This window comes from Olivibacter sp. EAT-5 (assembly GCF_044784325.1).
Taxonomy (GTDB): Bacteria; Bacteroidota; Bacteroidia; order Sphingobacteriales; family Sphingobacteriaceae; genus Olivibacter; species Olivibacter oleidegradans.
The window spans coordinates 5,376,796-5,394,926 of sequence record NZ_CP173028.1 but is presented as its reverse complement, the minus strand read 5'-3'; the positions used below and the strand labels follow the sequence as shown (position 1 = coordinate 5,394,926).

Genomic DNA, 18,131 nt, shown 5'->3' with positions numbered 1-18,131 from the left:
AAGGAAAATGCGAAAAATATCACTTTTCATTGCGATGAGTTTAGATGGTTACATTGCAAAACCTAATGACGACCTCAATTTTCTAAAACTTGTCGAAAAAGAGGGCGAAGATTATGGCTATACTTCGTTCACAGATACAGTCGACACATTAATTGTTGGTAGAAAAACCTATGATTATGTCCTCAAAGAAGTCGGTTCTTCTCATTATGACAACGGGCAGAGAGATGTTTATGTAATAACAAGAAATCAACGACCAAATGCAGGTAGAACAATTTTTTATACAGGAGATTTGGTGGAATTGGTAAAAAGACTAAAATCAGAAAACGGCAAGAACATTTATTGTGATGGGGGAGCAGAAATAATAAATGAGTTGTTAAAGCATGACTTAATAGACGAGTTTATAATTTCCGTTATACCGATTTTGTTAGGCGATGGAACAAGACTTTTTAAGGACGAAAGGCCTGAACAAATGCTTGAACTCCTAACCACAAAACCCTACGATACCGGATTGACACAATTGCATTATCGAAGAAAGCGGTGAAAGCTAAATAGAAACTGATAACGAGGCATATGGTCTTGACTTCGACTTAGTAATTTGCTTTTTTTATTTTTTCAACAGGCATAGTGCCAAACGCCGGACAACAACTTCACACTCCGGTTGGGTACCGTTCATTACCCAAAACAGCTGTTATTCCTGATACGTAGACATTTGCCGATTGAATTTTTAGGCAAATGTCATCTTCTAACATTTTGAGGAAAATTAATTTTGGATTAAATATCCGAGTGCCATTTAAAGAATTACAGGACAATCAAAAATTAATTTTTAATAGTAAACTATGAGAAGACTAATCGTTCTAGCAACAGCTATAATCAGCATTGTATACAGTAGAGCACAAACCACTGAACAATTAATCGGTGCCGATATGATCGTGTTTAATGCAAAGATCACTACCGGAAGCCTAACCAAACCCGAAGCTTCTGCACTCGCAGTAAAACGAGGTAAAATTTATGCTGTAGGCACAGATGTCGAGATATTGAAATTGAAAGACAACAGCACCAAGGTCATCGATGCAGGTGGTAAGCGGTTGATACCGGGTATCAATGATGCCCACATCCATATATTAAATGATAGGAGTTACAATTACAATGTCAGATGGGAAGGCGTGCCGACTTTGAAGCGTGCATTGGAAATGTTAAGTGAGCAGGCAGAACGAACTCCTGAGGGCCAATGGGTAAAAGTGATCGGGGGTTGGTCGCCATATCAGTTTAAAGAAAATCGATTGCCCACCATCGACGAAATTCGAAAGGCAGTTCCGAACAGACCTGCGATTGTACAGTATGCTTACAACCGGGCATTTTTAAACGAAATGGCTATGAAAGCTTTTGGAGTAGGTACCGATCGTTTTCCGGCGTTGCCGGGTACGGTATTCGAAAAGGATAGGAAAGGAAATTATACAGGGGTCGTAGATGGGTATACATTTACGTTTATCTCACTGGAAGCGATGGTGCCACAGCCTTCAAGTGATGAGCAGCTTAGTTCAATTGCAAATGTAATAAATAGTCTGAACCGCTTTGGAGTTACTTCAGCTGTTGATGGAGCCGCTTTGATCGGCCATCCTCACGGACATACGCAAATACAACAACTGGCGAAGGAGAATCGTCTAAACATAAGGATGCCATTCATAGACCTTCAGTACGGTGATACGAACAGTGCAAGTTTGGTAGATGCAGAAATTAACGCGGTAATAAAGAAATCGCCTATCAGTCCGGGAGAGAATCTGCATCCGACTATGGCACATGGTCATGAATATGAAGGTGCCGGCGAATTGCTTAGAATGGAACTACATGACCATGAAAACTTCGACAGACCAGCTGTAATTATCGATAAGGAAGTAATGCGCCGTTACATTAGAGAAGACATTACCAAGCTCGTTGAGAAAGGAATCCCTTTTCGCATGCACATCAGCTACGACGAAAATATAACTCCGTTCCTCGACGAACTCGAAGCAATAAACAAAAAGACACCATTGGATGGTTTACGCTGGAGTATTGAACATGCCGAAACGATATCTCTTGAGAATGCTGCCAGAGTAAAAAAACTAGGAGGCGGTATCGCTTTAGATACAAAGCTGGCCATGCATGGCGAAGCTTTTGTAAAAACCTATGGAGCAGAGAAAGCATCACAAACCCCGAGATTACGTGATTTGTATGATAGCGGTGTTCCACTTACGATGACGACGGATGCATTTAGGGTCGCTTCCTTTAATCCATGGATAGGCATAAGTTGGATGACCACAGGGAAATCAGTGTCGGGTGCCGAAATATTGGCAAAAAATAATCGGTTAACAAGAGAAGAAGCCTTAAAATTGTTTACGGTAGCCCCAACCTGGTTTGAAGATCAAGAGCGTGAAATGGGAAAAATCATTCCGGGTCATTTCGCAGATTTCGTCTTGCTTAATAAAGATTATTTTACCATACCGGATGATGAAATAAAAACAATCTCCTCCTTATTGACCGTCGTAGACGGCAGGGTGGTTTTTGGCGCAGACGAGTACAAAAGCCTGTCCCCGAAATTACCTGAAACACTTCCCGTATGGTCGCCATTCAAATATTATGGCGGGTTTTATAATAATAAGGATTAAAGTTTATGATTTAACGACCTCTGTGTATTTCTAAATAACGGATTACTCCCTTTTGCCAACTTTCGTGTAAAACAAACTCAATTTATGAAAAGATTTAAATTAACTTTTTTTCTTGCGATTACAACGCTGTGTGCTTCGGCACAAAAGTGGAAAAGCGACCCGGAGCATTCAAGATTGGGTTTTAGGATAGAGCATATGCAGATTTCAGAGGTCAATGGCATTTTTAAAGACTTTGAAATAGAGGTTAAAGCCGCGAAGCCGGATTTCAGTGACGCCGTGATAGCATTAAGGGCTGAAATCAGCTCAATTGATACAGAAGTAGAAGCACGCGACAAGCATCTGAAAGATAAGGACTTCTTTGATGCTGAAAGCTATCCAACTATTCAGTTTAAAAGTAAATCTATATCAAGAATCGATGAAAATAGATATTCCGTTACCGGAATGTTAACGATGCATGATGTAACCAAACAGGTTACGATGGAGATGGTACACAATGGGACAATAAACAATACAGTAACGAAAAAAAGAACGGCAGGTTTTCAGGTTACCGGTACGATTAGTCGTTCTGATTTCGAAATAGGTAGCAAGTTTCCTGAAAAATTGGTAGGTGATAGCGTTTTTATCGTCGCAGATGCTGAGTTGCAGTTACAGTAAGATGATCTGAAATCAAAACGAATACAAAACGTGATACACACTTTAAGAAATGAATACGCTTAGTTATTGATTATTTGCGCTGCTCTACTACAGGCTGGAATAAACGCTGTTAAAAATTATCCAGCCTGTAAATAACCTCTTCTATCTCCAGTTGTCGTGCATTAGCGTAGCCCCTGTCTGTACCGATTTTTACAAAGCCGCACTTCTCTAAAACTCTCCGAGAACCAAAATTATCAAACGCAACGCGTGCGAAAATAGGACGTGTAGTTTCGATGGCAAGAAAGTGCTTTAAAGCATAGGATGTAATGCCTTTTTTCCAATACTTCTTGTCTATCCAATAGGTAATTTCGGCATTTCCTTCCATAACAAATTTCGCTACGCTTCCCACGATGATCCCATCCACAACAATGGTAAAGTTGTTAACAGTAGGGTCATTTAACAACTTGGTGTATTTTTCCAAATATGCACTTTTATTAGTTGGATCTTTTGACGTAAATGCTGCCAGATAATTTGCATCCGGATCCAGTTGAAACCGAAATAAACTTTCCAGATCTGAAACTTTAGTCTTTCGAAGATGAATATTAAGCTTATCATTAAACATAGCGTAAATTATTATCACGATGTAATTTTGTCAAATCTACCACCCTGAGCCAAAAGGTAGGAATAGAATAATATTACAATGATAGGGCCTTTTCTACAAATGAACGAAATATTATGGTTTTTATAAGGTCCGATGTATTTGCCATAATGATTTAAAAGTACCCCGATTCAATAGCAAGCAATTAGCCACCTAGGTGTTCAGCTAATTGCTGTGGCTCTGTAATAGGTCAGATTCCATAAGGCTGGAGAATTTTTAAAATCATGGGGCGGATCTTCTGAAGCATCCGGTCGAACCCAAGATCGTTGGGGTGAATACCGTCTGTAGTCCCTTCCTGATCACCCCCTAATAGGCCCTCCGCATAGATAAGATACAAGTTCGGGTCGTGTTTTTGCAGCTTTTTGATCTCTGCCTCAAAATAGTTGTTTTTTAGCAGTACTTTGGTGGCAACTTCGGTGTCAAAATTTCCCTTTTCTCTTGCTATGCTTTGTATGGCGATGATGGGTATTTTAGGATGTTTTTTGCGAATGGTAGTAACGAAATCAGCTGTTCTTGTTAGCACTTCCTCCGGCGACGGATTGGGGACGCAATCAAGGATTAAAGCGTCCATCGACAGATCAGATATTAAATTCGCAACGTCAATTTCCATTTTTGCACTCCCACTGAAACCAAGATTAATAAAGTTTAGTCCTGTTTCCCGCGAGAGCCTTGCAGGATAAGATAAACCAGGTCGGCTTGCAGATGCTCCCTGTACAATGCTCGAACCATAAATCACAATATTTTTTTTAAATGGGTTACCGGCTGGGCTAATGGTTGCCCCGGAATCTACACCAATTTGAAGTGATATAGTCTCATCATAAGTAGGGAGGAAAAGCAGGCATGTTTTATTCCCGGCTGCCATATTCGCTACAATTTCAACCTCATTGCACTCATGGGATTTTGGGCGAGCGACACCTGCATATTGCCATCGGTCATTTCGTTTAATATAAAGGTCCATGCCCTCAACGGCCAGTCCTGTCATATTATCTGTTGGAACTCTAGAGCCTGTACACCATTTAGCCGCTATTTTGGAACTGGTGGTCTCAAAGGTAATGGCCAGACCAGCAGAATGTGTAGCTAAAGCTTTTACCGCTTTCGGAAGATTGGGAGTTGCAACTGTGTCCAAACGATGGTAGAACGGACCTTTATGACGCACCTTGCCCACTAATGTAAGCTCACGCGCATCTATAAAGACCGTTTTGGCCTCTTGGCCAAAGCTATCAAGTGCGAAAATTAGTGATAAGAAACTTAATGTTAGAACGGAAATATAGCTCATCATAAACTGTTTTAACGGACAAGATAATAATTTTATTTTTTCTGCGAAGCGGTGATTTTTCCTTGCCATACGCTGGGAACGAAGGTTGTTTTTTAAAGTTCAAATTCAAACGCAAATGGTACGGAAGTAATTGTAACTATTCCATTGGCACCATCATATACCGGTAATCATTGAGCTAGAAACAATGATGCTGGTATATTCTGAGCGCTTTTTCTTGTGATCCTAGCATTAAAGTTTATATGCCAACCCGAGATTAGCAAGTCCTTTATAACCATAACCGATGTTTAAAGAGACACTGAATGCTTTTCCGTAACTAACACCTATGGCATCTATCTGGTAAGCGAAATCGGTTGTTTTATCCTTTTCAACCCTTACATCGTCTTCAGCAGATGTACGAGCATGTGCAACACCGGCGCCAATACCAGAATGTAGCCTAAAATGCTGGTGGTTAATGTAATTATATTTAAGCTCTGCTAACACTGCATAAGTTTTAGTGGATATACTACTTGTACCCTCAGATTCCGTTAAAAGATCTTTACTGGCATTTTCATAAACAAATGTCCCACCAAACTCCAATTTCTCAATTATGTAGCTTCTATACCCTCCGAAAATTGCACCACTATATTTAGAATCAGTTACCCTGTATGAGCCTCCTGTAGCAGTTGTGATGACTATATCCGTAATGACGTCCTCTATAGAGTTAGCAGTCGCAATCCCATATCCCAGATACAAACTGCCACCACTCTGGGCAAAGCCCTTTTGCGTAACAGATATAAATAAACATAAAGCAGCCACAAATAAGTTGACGGAAAAATTCTTCATAATAATTGTTTTAGATGATATACTAGAGTTATAATAATATGTAAGAATCCTTTTTTTAATCGTTTTAGTAGTTTACTTTCGATACTTTAATCCGAAATGTTCCCTTTATTGTACCAAATATGTAGCAGAAAGTGCATCGTGTATTGCTAAGTAATCAATTTAGACATCAACCTTAGCGTTGCCATTGAAGGTAATAGAAAACAGATTCAAGATATGAACTTTTTACACATATACCCCCTCAGCTTACACGGAAAATATAGTTGGTTCCTTCCAAGGACAAAAGGGAGGGTGGCGCTGGTAGGGGATGCCGGCTATTGTGCTTCTCCTGCAGCAGGTATGGGCGGTTCGTTAGCCATTATAGGTGCAACAGCATTGGCAGATGCTTTTGAAAAACACCCTGGGAATTTTCAATCAGCCTTTAACAACTATAACAGTGAGCTTCGGCCTTTTATAGAAGAAGTGCAGGGCGCAGCAGTAGAAATGTTAGAGAAACTTTTACCGCGAACCGAAGAAGAAGTGAGATTGAGATTTCAGCATGGTCTATAGTTCAAGGATATTTATCCTATCGAATAATTTGGCTTTCTGTTGTAAAATTTTTCAAAAATAACCGATCGTCATAAAGGGTCCGTTATGAAAGATTTGTACACACTTTTCCGTTGTATATTCAGGTGTTTAAAGGCATCGACAAATGAAAAACATCATCCGTCGGTGATAATGATGACGCATCAAAAGTTATTAACCCCATTCAAATTTTTATTAGCGTGAGTTCAGGATAAGAAAAACATACAAATGGGAGCGAAGGGTATGGTTTCTTCCAGCAAAATGATTGGCAATATTGATTGACAAATACTAAATCCTGTGCTTAGAGATGAAACTACAGAAATTCTTGCAAACATTACCAAAAAAATATAAATCGGCTATAAGGCACCGAAGTAGGCGAAGTTTGTATGCTATAACCTTTTCTATCTTGCAAAGCCACCGCCACATGCGATGGTTTTGCAAAAAGACTTTCGCTTAGGCTGATATACCACCATCTACTTTGAAGCTGCTGCCGGTAATATAACCTGCTTCATCCCCTGCGAGGAAGCTGACCATTGCAGCGATTTCTTCCGGTTTACCAAACCGCTTTAAAGGTATGGCATTGATATACTGTTGGCGGGCATCGTCATCAGCCTTTTGCAGCATGTCGGTATCGATTGCTCCTGGTTCAACGCTGTTCACGGTAATTTTTCGCGGCGCAAGATCCCATGCCAGCCCACGTGTATAGGCTGAAACAGCTGCTTTTGTGGAAACATAATCTGATAAACCGGAGCCGCCGATTCTGATTCCACCAACAGAGGCGATATTGATTATACGACCGCCGTCGGGCATGTACTTTTGGACTGTTCTTACCGCTTCTGCTACAGAGCGTATGTTCACATCTATCTGGCGGTCATATTCATCTTCCCTCGTATCGGCCGATTCAATTGGTCCCGCTACAGAAACTGCCGCATTATTGACCAATATATCTATTTTAGTAAAAGCGGAAACTGCCTGTTCAATTGCATTTTTCACCGCCCCTTTCACAGCGCCATCTGCTTTTATCGCTAAGGCTTTTCCTCCCGCTCCATTAATTTCGTTTGCTATGAGCTGTGCTTTATCTTCTGAATTTACATAGGTAAATGCGACTGTTGCGCCTTCTCTAGCTAAACGTTTCACTATTGCTTCTCCCATGCCCCGCGTACCGCCGGTTACGAAAGCTACTTTTTCTTTTAACGTTGACATATTAATTTAATTAAAAATTTATTGTGCTGTGCACTTTTTTTTGTTATTTAAGTTTTCTTTTGCGATCTCCGATAAATCTGAAACTGAATATTCAGTAAAACCGATCGTAATTCTGTCGGTTTTGGATCGTTATGTGCTAAAAAGGAAGGCTCTCAGGTAGGGTTGACAATGATCTTGCCGGTCGTGTGGTTTTTTTCCATTTCAAGGTGCGCCAGCGGCATCTGTTCAAGCGTAAACTTCTTTGATACATGAGGAATAAGTCTGCGCATTTTTAAAAGCACTGCAATTTCCGATAAGTCCTTACCGCTCGACATCACTGCATTATAGAAGGCATGTATACCACCGGCCTTTGCCTGCTTCTCCCATTGTGTGCCGTCAATCTTTGACCACAGACTCAATAGATGCCCTCCCTTTTTAACAATCCGCAGTGTCTGTCCTACATGTTCATCACGCAGACCTTCTATCACATAATCTACAGGAGCAAGTACATTCACGAAATTGGTCCTTTGATAGTCGATAAACTCATCAGCACCGAGGCTGTTAACAAAATCCCGCTTAGCTCCAGAGGCGAGTGCAGTTACATGCGCACCAAAATACTTGGCTATTTGTACTGCAAAATGACCAACGCCACCGCCAGCTGCGGTGACAAATACCCGATCTCCGTGTTTAATTGGGTACTTTTTGATTGCCTGCCACGTCGTCAATGCGGCCAAAGGAACTGCCGACGCTTCATCGTGCGAAATATTATCCGGCTTTAGAGTAACGTCTTCCGGTCGCGCAAGTACATACTCAGCATACGCTTTTGCATGGCCTGGCGAAGTAAAAGTAGGGAAGTTTAATAAACCGAACACGGAGTCGCCGATGTGGAAATCTGTAACATTCTCGCCATGACCAACAACCACACCAGAGACATCCCAACCCAATATCTTGGGCTCTTCGTTATTGAAGATATAATTTAACGCTACATTTTGTCTGGCATAAATGTCTGTCGGGTTTATACCAATGGCGTAAACTTTGATTAACAGCTCATCTTTTGACGGAACCGGGATGGGAAGCTCAGCGACTGATAGCTGATCAACACCCCCTTGTTTTTTTAAAATAACTGCTTTCATATTAAAATTAATTTTTATTAGCCTATAGAACTGCGCTATTGTTTTAATAAGACGTCCTACCCTTTACGCTAATACTTTACAAAGTTATTCGCTATTTAGTATAACTTTGTAACTAGTATCACTGATGATACTGTGCATATATCTAAACACGAAAGGTATTGTATGGAAACTTGCGCAAAAACGGAAATCAACGAGAAGGATATAAAAGCTCTACAAGATACGATATACGTAATCGGAGGCAAATGGAAGTTACCCATAATCTACGCCATATGTAATGGGAACAAGCGGTTTAAAGATATTAAAAACAGCATCCCAGGGATTACCACCCGAATGTTATCACGAAACCTGAAAGAACTGGAAGATAATAAGCTCATTACCCGTAAAGTATATACGGACTATCCGGTGACGGTTGAATACACTTTTACGGAGTATGCAAAAGAATACGGAACGTTGATCAACCAAATGATAGAATGGGGCAAAAAGCACCGAAAGGTACTTGTTGAAAGATGATTTTCAAATTCATTAGTCCAACCTGTAAATTATTACCACGATGTAATTTGTCAAATCCATACACTGAATCGAACCACAGGTAATGGAACAAAATTACAATGATAGAACCTTTCTATAAACGAATGAAATATTATGGTTTTTTAACTTCCGACGTATTTGCCATAACAATTTAAAAGTAATCCATTTTAACGCTATCAACTTTCCATTGTGCTAACTTTTGTTTCTTTACATACTGCATATATCATATTTAAATAATGCCTTACTGGATTGAAACTTGCAAATAGATCCAAAATCGTTATTCTTGTAAAATTTATCGCTGTTAAACTGATATTTAATATGAAAAGACGCGTTTTTTTTAAGACAACAATCGTAAGTAGTGCTGCCGCCGCAATACTACCGCAGATTGGTTTTGCTCAACTTAAACCCAGCAATAAGATGCAGATGTATTATGAACTTAGAACCTATACGTTAAAGGACGCTGACCAGCTGAGCCTGGTGGAAGATTATCTTGAAAGAGCAGCAATCCCCGCATTGAACAGGTTGGGCATTGAAAACATCGGCGTATTTACCGAACTTAAGCCTTCAGCACAATCAATAGTGATTGTGTTAATCCCTTACCAATCACTACACGAGTTTGAGACAATAAATGATAGGCTTGAACAGGATAAACTTTATCTTACAAAAGGTGCCTCATACCTGAATGCTCCGGCAACAAAACCGGCATATGAGCGTATACAAAGTTCCTTACTTAAAGCCTTTAAAAACATGCCCGGCATAGAGCTCCCGTCGAAGGATAAACGTATTTTCGAACTGCGTAGATATGAGCACGCGAGTGAGGCTGCAGGGACAAAGAAGCGCGAGATGTTCAATGACGCGGGGGAGATTGAAATTTTCAAACGGCTGGGTTTTAAACCGGTTTTCTTTGGAGAAACGATCATTGGAGAGGCCCGCCCGAACCTTATTTATATGGTTACCTTCGATGATATGGCTGCACGCGACCAACATTGGAAATCTTTTGGTGCTGATCCGGAATGGAAGAAAATCAGTGCGATTCCGGAATATGCAGACTCAAAGCTTGTATCTAAGATAACGAGCACATTTCTTCAGCCAGCGGAGTATTCACAGATTTAGCTAGGACGAAGGTATGGTAATCTATGTCTTGCGATGAAAAAGAGCAATAAACCGATCTCATGATACAGTATTTTGGCAATTGGCAATTGTTGATTCTGATTTTGTCCAAGAAGTCAGTGCTGATTTGGCTAAAAAGAAGAAGAATTAGGCATCCGGTATTTGCAGATATATTGAAGCCGTTTCTTGTTTTAAGAGGCGGCTTTTTTAGCGCTAATGTGCATTTAATCGGAGATTGTTATAGTATTTTAAGTTAATCATCCTAAACCCTTTCTTTTTTCCATGCTGCTATATAAGCTAACAACGGGCAAAGGCTTTTCCCATATTCCGTGAGCGCATACTCTACGCGAGGGGGAAACTCCCCGAACTGTTTCCTGCTAATTAAGCCATCCGCTTCAAGTTCTTTCAATTGTTCAGTTAAAACTTTTTTTGAAATAGCGGGTATCCGAACACTGATTTCTCCAAATCGTCTGGCATGCCTAGAAAGCACACGTAAAATAATTAATTTCCAACGTCCTGCAAACAAAGCTATAACTTCCGTAACAGGACAGTCAGCATAGTCGTTTTTATTCTTCATTAGTCACTTTTAGGTTACCACCTTTTATTGTTATTAACAACGGGCAAAGGCCTTTTGCAGTATCTTAGCCTAACAAAAGTAATCATCATTTATATTAAAACAAACTCCATGATTTTAGTAACAGGTGCAACCGGTAATTTAGGCAAAGCCACCATTAATTCTTTATTGAACAGAGGTATATCCGCAAACAATATTGCAGCATTGGTAAGAGATGAATCCAAATCGGCAGGATTTAAATCAAAAGGCATTCAGGTGCGGATTGGCGACTATCAGAATTTTGAGTCTTTAAAAAGTGCGTTCCAAGACGTGGACAAGCTACTGCTGATATCTTCTTCATCGGAAATAGTTCACAGGTTTGAGCAGCATAAAAACGTAATTAATGCTGCCAAGGAAACTGGTGTCGGTCATATCATTTATACCAGTTTTGATATGGTAGATCTGCGTCGCAGTATAATGGGGGGAGATGTACAATACCATGCAGACACAAGTGACTATCTAAAACAGATAGCTGTACCTTACACTTTGATGGATAATACACTGTATGCTGACATGATTCCCCTGTTGTCCGCAACTAATATATGGGATGAAGGTGTTTCCATCCCCGCCGGAAATGGTAAAACACCTTTTTTACCGATATCAGAAATGGCCGAAGCCCTAGCTGTTGTACTGACTACTCCCGGGCATGAAAACAAAGAATATGTCATCGCTGCAGACGCTGCTTTTTCTTTCGCTGAAATCGCTGATCTAATATCAGACATGTTGGGAAGAAGTGTGACTTATTACCAACCAGAGGTAGATTCATACATTGCGCAGCTTGTGCAGAACGGATTTTCTGAAGATGATTCAGCATATGTGGCAAGGTTCGGTGAGGCGATTGCCAGAGGAGAGTTCGACACCAATAAAAGTGATGTCAAACAATTACTAGGTAGAAGTCCGATATCGTTAAAAGATTTTTTAAGAAGCATATACGGTAAATAATTCAAAGAAGGTTAACCTTTTCTAAGAGTTAAAAATGACATGGAAGGCAAAATTTCCGAAAACGGGGGAGTCAATTCAAAAAACGAAAGTAGAAATCTTCTAAAATTTGTGGCTATAAAAAGCAGTTAAAGCAAATTCGCATAAGCGACTTCCAGCTTTTGAAACGGAATGATGACAAGTCGTATTGACTTCGCTAAAAAGCGTTGATTCGGTTTTCTGTATAGGCATGCCGCTGGCTTCTTAATTTATCTTGGAGCTCCGTAATTGCTTTCTTTTTATTCTTTTTAATTCTTTCAAGCAATGATTTGGGACCACCGTCAGGGTTGTATTTGGAGCCCCAGTTAAGAAACTCCACCATGAACGGCACCAGTTCGATACCCTTCTCAGTTAGTAGATACAGGAATTTAGAAGCGTTTTTCGGGGAGGTTATTTTAGAAACAATCCCTTCATTTAAAAGTATATTGAGCTTTTCCGTCAGTACAGCTGAAGATATTTTCTCGTCCGATGCCCGAAACTCCAGGAAGGAATTTTTTCCATTAAACATTAAATCCCGTAAGAGCAACAGCATCCATTTATCGCCGAAAATTTCCACCGAATAATTGATTGGGCATGTTGATCTTCTTTCAATTGTTTTCATTATGTCAAATTTAAAAGTAGTTTGTTTTTAAAACTACTTTTCTATACGTTTGTAGTTTAAAAAACAGACTGCAAAAATAGTTAAAATTTAATTTATGGACTTTAAAAATAAAAACGTCGTTATTACGGGTGGAACTTCAGGTATAGGCCTGGCAACAGCAAAAGCATTTATAACCGCCGGGGCAAATGTTTGGATTACAGGTAGAAATGCCGAAAATCTACAAAAAGCAAATGCAGAAATAAACAATCCGAAATTATTTACAGTGATTTCAGACACTTCAAAGCTCGAAGGCATATCGATTCTGGAAAAAGCAGTTGCAGAAAGTGGAAACAAATTAGATGTTCTCTTCCTGAATGCGGGAATTGGAACATTTGAGCCAATAGAAAAAGTAACCGAAGCAAATTTTGATGCCCAATTTAACACCAATGTCAAGGGGCATTTCTTTACGTTGCAAAAATTACTTCCTCATCTGGCAGATGGAGCGGCAGTACTGTTCACATCTTCAACCGTTGCCACCGCGGCAAATGTGGGTGCCATCGTTTATTCTGCAACTAAAGGAGCATTGAATAAAATTGCCCAAATTGCGGCAAATGAACTGGCAGGAAGAAAAATCCGCGTCAACATTGTTAGTCCGGGACCTATAGATACGCCAGGCTTAGATACGGTATTACCTGCTGAAGCAAAAGAGTCAATAGCTGGCGCTACAGCGCTGCAAAGGCTTGGTCATCCTGATGAAATCGCGAAAACAGTGTTGTTTTTGGCTTCTGATGCCGCAAGTTTCATTACAGGAACTGAGATCGTTGCGGATGGTGGTTATCTTAATTACGCACTAAAATAATCGTTGATCATATCATCACTTTATCCAGTAACTGATTTTTCATCGTATCATGCTTGTCGTATGATTTGTCAGGAAAAAGGAGTTCCGCTTTCGAACTCCTTTTCTAGTTACGAAGTAAGATATGAAGAACCAAATTATTGTGCAGTACCGGCAGATCTGATTACTGACCCTTCAAAAGAGCTGAACCGGAACAAAATCGTGGTCCTCAAGCGCAGTTTGCCTCCCAATTTACATTTATTGCGGTGTTGACCTGTATTTGTATCATCAAAGGTGCTTTGCTTAGAAAGGCATTTACAAAAAGATCATTACAGCTTAGTCATGCACAAATAAAGGCCGATCGGCAGTACATGCGAGATCTTCGCGAGTTAAGCGACCAGTATGGTGGCATGATTAACCGAACGCAAGAAAAGATAAAAAAAATTGCGAAACCGAAAAGTTGCATTTATATTTGCAACTGATTGGTTTCTTAATTTAATTTGAAAATAAAAAAGTTGGGCTTACTATTTTCCAATCTATCAAAGAAGTATTGCCGTTAACATTAATAAAATCGCATTCAATGTGTTATTGAATTATAAATCCAACAAATAATGAGACGAGATATTTTCCAAGCCGTAGCGGACCCTACAAGACGGGCAATTATCACACTCATTGCATTGCAGGCAATGACGCCCAATGCCATTGCCGAGCATTTTGATACCACAAGACAAGCCATTTCAAAACATTTGCGGATTTTGACGGAGTGTGAACTGTTAAAACAAAAGCACAGAGGCAGGGAAATTTATTACCAACTTGAAATTGATAAGATGAAAGAAATAGATAAATGGCTGGAGCAGTTCCGCAAAATTTGGGAAACCAAATTTAATCAATTAGACGATTTATTGGCTAAAATGCAACGGAAGTAATCATACCACAAAGGCACAGCTTGCCCCGAATAGTCGGGAAAGCCACAAAAAAGAACTTAGCGTCTCTGTGTCTTCGAGGCAAGAAAAATAAAACGTAAAAATCAAAAAAATGAACAGTAACCTATTATTCGATTTTACAGTCAGAAAAGAAACAAAAACCATTCACATAAAACGTGAATTTAATGCAAACCGTGAATTGGTTTGGGAGGCGTGGACAAATCCCGAACTTCTCGCCCAATGGTGGGCACCGAAACCGTATCACATCGAGACCAAAATTTTCGATTTAAAAGTAGGCGGAATGTGGCTGTATGCAATGGTTAGTCCCGAGAATGAAAAACATTGGAACAAAGCGGACTACAAGATTATTGAAACCAACAAGTTGCTGTCTTTTTTTGATGCTTTTTGTGATGAAAACGGAATTGAAAACACCGTTAAACCGCACTCACTTTGGATAAATAATTTTACAGAAGAAAACGGTATCACAACCGTAAATATTACGATGAAGCACGACAAATTGGAAGATATTGAAATGCTGATTGAAACAGGTTTCAAAGAGGGCTTTACAATGGCAATCGGCAATTTGGACGAATTATTATTAACTTTAAAAAACAAATAAAATGGCAAAACAAATTTTTATAATCTAGCAGTAAAACCCTTTCATCCCGCGGCGGTTCTTTTTTGGAAGCCCTTTCCTGGGCGTTAATTTGTTGCTGCGCCTCTAAAATATTCTTCTCTGTTGGGGCAATTTGAGGACTTCCTGTTTAAGAACATTCTTTTTTCCCGAATACCGAAAAAGTCTTTGACTTGGACAAGAATAAAAAATCCCTAGCACCAAAGCAACCCGAAGCTGATGCTTTTTCCCAATCCAGGTATGTCCGAATCCGCACAATAGGTGTCTGAAAACGAACGCCGTCAAATTGGCAACGGCTTGTTTTTGATAAACTGTAAGGCATTTGTCGTAGTGGCAGTTTTATTGTGCCGATGAGCAAGGAATTAATTCCCATGGACAAAATTAGAAGTCATGATTAAGAGCTATTTTACAATTGCTTGGCGTAATATGAAAAGGAACCAGGCGTTCGCGATCATCAATATTCTTGGACTTACCATCGGTGTGACCGTTTGTACGATGATCTTCCTTTTTGTCAGAAATGAATTTACTTTTGATAGATTCCACGAACAGGGAAAAAATATTTACCGTCTAGTCCGTAGCTTCGATGAAAATGGTTCTGAGAAACGGGTGCCCTGGTTATCTCCGCCTTTTGCTACGGCTTTGCCGATTGATTTTTCCGGCGAGGTTAAAAAAGCAACTCGGGTATGGCCGGGCAATGCATTGGTAGCTTTTGGATCGATTTCATTTAACGAAAAAAAAGTACTGAAAGCCGATAGTGATTTTTTTACTTTCTTTTCCTTTCCCCTGGTAGCCGGTAACCCTGCCACAGCCTTAAGTAATCCCGGAAGTATCGTCTTGACCGAATCGACTGCCCGAAAATATTTCGGTGATCAAGATCCACTGGGCAAGATTATCGAATTGGATAAAAACTTGCCGCTTACCGTCACCGGAATTGCTAAAGATATACCGGCAAATTCCCACCTGGATTTTGACCTTGTTGTCCCTTTATCAAATTATACTGTTACTGACGAATCCGAAAATTGGTTTTTTAACTGCTTATTTACCTATGTGTTACTCCGTGAGGGTACTGATCCATCCTCCCTGGAAAGCAAATTTCCCAGCTTTGTCCAAAAGCATATGGGCCAGCTACTAGAACGGATCGGGCTCAAGATAAACCTTTCGCTAACGCCTCTTTCCGATATATATTTTGAACCGGGCGGCCCTCCTGACCCAAGCAGACATGGGAATAAAACTTTAGCATACATTTTTATAGCAATTGCGCTATTGATTCTGCTTATTGCCTGTGTCAATTTTATAAATCTTTCTACCATCAAGGCTATTGAACGCTCAAAAGAAGTGGGACTGAGAAAAGTAATGGGTGCCATAAAGAGTCACCTGGCCGGACAGTTTATCAGTGAATCCGTTTTAACGGTGCTCATTTCATCTTTGGTTTCGTTAGGTCTTGTAAAGTTATTGAACCCTCTTTACGCCCGGTTGCTTGGATATCCCCTTGATATCCCTTGGAACACATGGCATTTATACGCTTTCTTTGCCGGAATCATATTGGTTGTTGGATTCTTGGCAGGTAGCTATCCTGCATTCTTTATTTCCGGTTTTTCGCCCGTTCAGACCCTCAAAGGTAAACTCCGGTTGGGTAAGGGTGGCTCCACGTTCCGGCAGGCTTTGGTAACCCTCCAATTCGGTATTTCGATTCTCCTGGTTATTGGAGTCGTGGTGATTTCCAGTCAACTGAAATATATGAAAACGAAGGAATTAGGCTACAATATGGAACATGTCGTGAGCATACGTGTGGATGGTAATAATGATATCTACAGGGGGAGGCGGCAATTTAAGGAAGACTTACAAAACAACACGGCAATAAAAGAGGTGTCGCTAATGTCGGGTGAACCGGGAGGATTCCACGACTCGCAAACATTTCAGGTTGAAGGTACTGACGATCGTATCTGGTCATTAAGAACACAGTTTGCCGATTTCGAATATATAGAAACTTTAGGCTTAAAGATGATCGCAGGAAGGGACTTTTCGACATCGTTTAAAACCGATACCACCAACTCGGTTCTGATTAACAGAACGGCGGCCGCCACGCTGGGATATACGCCGGATCAGGCAATCGGTAAGTGGATACAGAATACCATAAGGGATAACTCCAGACGCAGAATTATTGGAGTAGTGGAGGACTTTAACTTTCTTTCCCTCAAAGACAAAGTGGAGCCACTTGTTATTTCTCCGAATGAGGATAACCGAGTGGCATTGATTGCGCTGAAATCGGGAAATATCAAGGAGGGGATGAATGCTATCGAAAGGGAGTACCGAAAGTTGGCACCGGATTACCCTTTTGAATATAGCTTTCTTGATCAGCGTTTTGATGAGCTTTATAGGAAAGATATCCAGCAACAAACACTTATGACTATTTTTTCGGCACTCTCCATTTTTGTTGCCAGCCTTGGTCTTTACGGACTGGCGTCGTTTACGGCAGCTAAACGTACGAAGGAAATAGGTATACGCAAAGTACTAGGGGCGTCTATCAATGGCATTTTTCAATTGTTATCTAAAGATTTCATCAAGCCTGTTTTGTTTGCTTTTTGCATCGTTTCACCAATCGGTTGGTGGGTAATGAATCGCTGGCTAGCGAACTTTGCTTACCATATTGATATTGCATGGTGGATGTTTGCACTTTCCGGCTTTATTGCGGTATGCATTGCCTTGCTTACGGTAAGCTCGCAAGCTATTCGGGCGGCAGTGGAAAATCCTATAAACTCGCTTAGGGATGACTGATACCTCTTTTTGTTTTTTCGGTTAACGGGTAATGGAAGAGACGGCTTTTTCTATTAAGCACTATAAATTAAGTACGAAAGCTTCCTACCGTTTAGCTAACTTTTATTTCATCTCTGCGAACAGGAACCAACTGATAAAAGAAAGGTATAAAGTTGTCATCAACGTAATCTACTTTAATGCAGATGGCGTATATTTGGTTATATATTATGCAGTTCATCCTGGATGTGACGAAAGCAGAAAAGTGACGC

18 protein-coding genes are annotated in these 18,131 nt (G+C 40.3%); 11 read left to right on the top strand and 7 right to left on the bottom strand.

Going from position 1 to position 18,131, the window contains the following annotated elements:
- Nucleotides 1-7 precede the first annotated feature (7 nt).
- The 3 genes from ACH11B_RS22615 to ACH11B_RS22605 all read left to right on the top strand — a co-directional run bounded on the left by ACH11B_RS22615 (nt 8) and on the right by ACH11B_RS22605 (nt 3,296).
- Complete coding sequence (locus ACH11B_RS22615) at nt 8-541, top strand: dihydrofolate reductase family protein (RefSeq protein ID WP_013667456.1); 534 nt, start codon at nt 8-10, stop codon at nt 539-541.
- 295 nt (nt 542-836) lie between these two features.
- Nucleotides 837-2,642, top strand: coding sequence for an amidohydrolase (locus ACH11B_RS22610; protein ID WP_377610447.1), 1,806 nt, complete (start codon nt 837-839; stop codon nt 2,640-2,642).
- An 84-nt stretch (nt 2,643-2,726) separates the two neighbouring features.
- Complete coding sequence (locus tag ACH11B_RS22605) at nt 2,727-3,296, top strand: YceI family protein (RefSeq protein ID WP_130855413.1); 570 nt, start codon at nt 2,727-2,729, stop codon at nt 3,294-3,296.
- Nucleotides 3,297-3,405: 109 nt separating this feature from the next.
- Here the strand turns inward: ACH11B_RS22605 and ACH11B_RS22600 are convergent, their stop codons facing one another.
- The 3 genes from ACH11B_RS22600 to ACH11B_RS22590 form a co-directional block, all read right to left on the bottom strand.
- Complete coding sequence (locus ACH11B_RS22600; protein WP_289551602.1) at nt 3,406-3,897, bottom strand: GNAT family N-acetyltransferase; 492 nt, start codon at nt 3,895-3,897, stop codon at nt 3,406-3,408.
- A gap of 226 nt (nt 3,898-4,123) precedes the next feature.
- Nucleotides 4,124-5,212 carry an SGNH/GDSL hydrolase family protein gene (locus ACH11B_RS22595; protein ID WP_149105833.1) on the bottom strand — a complete coding sequence of 363 codons (1,089 nt, stop codon included), beginning with the start codon at nt 5,210-5,212 and terminating at the stop codon, nt 4,124-4,126.
- 225 nt (nt 5,213-5,437) lie between these two features.
- Nucleotides 5,438-6,031, bottom strand: a complete 594-nt coding sequence (locus ACH11B_RS22590) for an outer membrane beta-barrel protein (RefSeq protein ID WP_130855416.1) — start codon at nt 6,029-6,031, stop codon at nt 5,438-5,440.
- Between the two features lie 213 nt (nt 6,032-6,244).
- Here ACH11B_RS22590 and ACH11B_RS22585 point away from each other — a divergent pair, with 213 nt between their 5' ends.
- Complete coding sequence (locus ACH11B_RS22585; RefSeq protein WP_207303734.1) at nt 6,245-6,577, top strand: hypothetical protein; 333 nt, start codon at nt 6,245-6,247, stop codon at nt 6,575-6,577.
- A 468-nt stretch (nt 6,578-7,045) separates the two neighbouring features.
- Here ACH11B_RS22585 and ACH11B_RS22580 read toward each other — a convergent pair whose 3' ends face one another.
- Entirely contained in the window at nt 7,046-7,795 is a 750-nt protein-coding gene (locus tag ACH11B_RS22580) for an SDR family NAD(P)-dependent oxidoreductase (protein WP_130855417.1), read from the bottom strand.
- A 152-nt stretch (nt 7,796-7,947) separates the two neighbouring features.
- On the bottom strand, nt 7,948-8,907 hold the full coding sequence (locus ACH11B_RS22575) for an NADP-dependent oxidoreductase (RefSeq protein WP_377610444.1): 960 nt from the start codon (nt 8,905-8,907) through the stop codon (nt 7,948-7,950).
- 162 nt (nt 8,908-9,069) lie between these two features.
- Between ACH11B_RS22575 and ACH11B_RS22570 the strand changes: the two genes are divergently transcribed.
- Together ACH11B_RS22570 and ACH11B_RS22565 are read left to right on the top strand one after the other, a co-directional pair.
- Nucleotides 9,070-9,417 carry a helix-turn-helix domain-containing protein gene (locus ACH11B_RS22570; protein WP_289551596.1) on the top strand — a complete coding sequence of 116 codons (348 nt, stop codon included), beginning with the start codon at nt 9,070-9,072 and terminating at the stop codon, nt 9,415-9,417.
- 336 nt (nt 9,418-9,753) lie between these two features.
- On the top strand, nt 9,754-10,548 hold the full coding sequence (locus tag ACH11B_RS22565; RefSeq protein WP_130855420.1) for an NIPSNAP family protein: 795 nt from the start codon (nt 9,754-9,756) through the stop codon (nt 10,546-10,548).
- A gap of 259 nt (nt 10,549-10,807) precedes the next feature.
- Here ACH11B_RS22565 and ACH11B_RS22560 read toward each other — a convergent pair whose 3' ends face one another.
- Nucleotides 10,808-11,122 (bottom strand): winged helix-turn-helix transcriptional regulator, encoded by a 315-nt coding sequence (locus tag ACH11B_RS22560; protein ID WP_377610441.1) that lies wholly within the window; start codon nt 11,120-11,122, stop codon nt 10,808-10,810.
- 108 nt (nt 11,123-11,230) lie between these two features.
- Between ACH11B_RS22560 and ACH11B_RS22555 the strand changes: the two genes are divergently transcribed.
- On the top strand, nt 11,231-12,100 hold the full coding sequence (locus ACH11B_RS22555) for an SDR family oxidoreductase (RefSeq protein WP_377610439.1): 870 nt from the start codon (nt 11,231-11,233) through the stop codon (nt 12,098-12,100).
- Nucleotides 12,101-12,293: 193 nt separating this feature from the next.
- Here the strand turns inward: ACH11B_RS22555 and ACH11B_RS22550 are convergent, their stop codons facing one another.
- Nucleotides 12,294-12,737 carry a winged helix-turn-helix transcriptional regulator gene (locus ACH11B_RS22550; RefSeq protein WP_377610438.1) on the bottom strand — a complete coding sequence of 148 codons (444 nt, stop codon included), beginning with the start codon at nt 12,735-12,737 and terminating at the stop codon, nt 12,294-12,296.
- 94 nt (nt 12,738-12,831) lie between these two features.
- Here ACH11B_RS22550 and ACH11B_RS22545 point away from each other — a divergent pair, with 94 nt between their 5' ends.
- The 4 genes from ACH11B_RS22545 (at nt 12,832) to ACH11B_RS22530 (ending at nt 17,883) form a co-directional block, all read left to right on the top strand.
- Complete coding sequence (locus ACH11B_RS22545; protein ID WP_377610436.1) at nt 12,832-13,575, top strand: SDR family oxidoreductase; 744 nt, start codon at nt 12,832-12,834, stop codon at nt 13,573-13,575.
- 587 nt (nt 13,576-14,162) lie between these two features.
- Nucleotides 14,163-14,477: an ArsR/SmtB family transcription factor gene (locus ACH11B_RS22540; protein ID WP_377610433.1), complete on the top strand. Its 315-nt coding sequence runs from the start codon at nt 14,163-14,165 to the stop codon at nt 14,475-14,477.
- 109 nt (nt 14,478-14,586) lie between these two features.
- Nucleotides 14,587-15,093, top strand: coding sequence for an SRPBCC domain-containing protein (locus ACH11B_RS22535; protein ID WP_377610431.1), 507 nt, complete (start codon nt 14,587-14,589; stop codon nt 15,091-15,093).
- A 405-nt stretch (nt 15,094-15,498) separates the two neighbouring features.
- On the top strand, nt 15,499-17,883 hold the full coding sequence (locus ACH11B_RS22530) for an ABC transporter permease (RefSeq protein ID WP_130855426.1): 2,385 nt from the start codon (nt 15,499-15,501) through the stop codon (nt 17,881-17,883).
- The last annotated feature ends 248 nt before the right edge of the window (nt 17,884-18,131 follow it).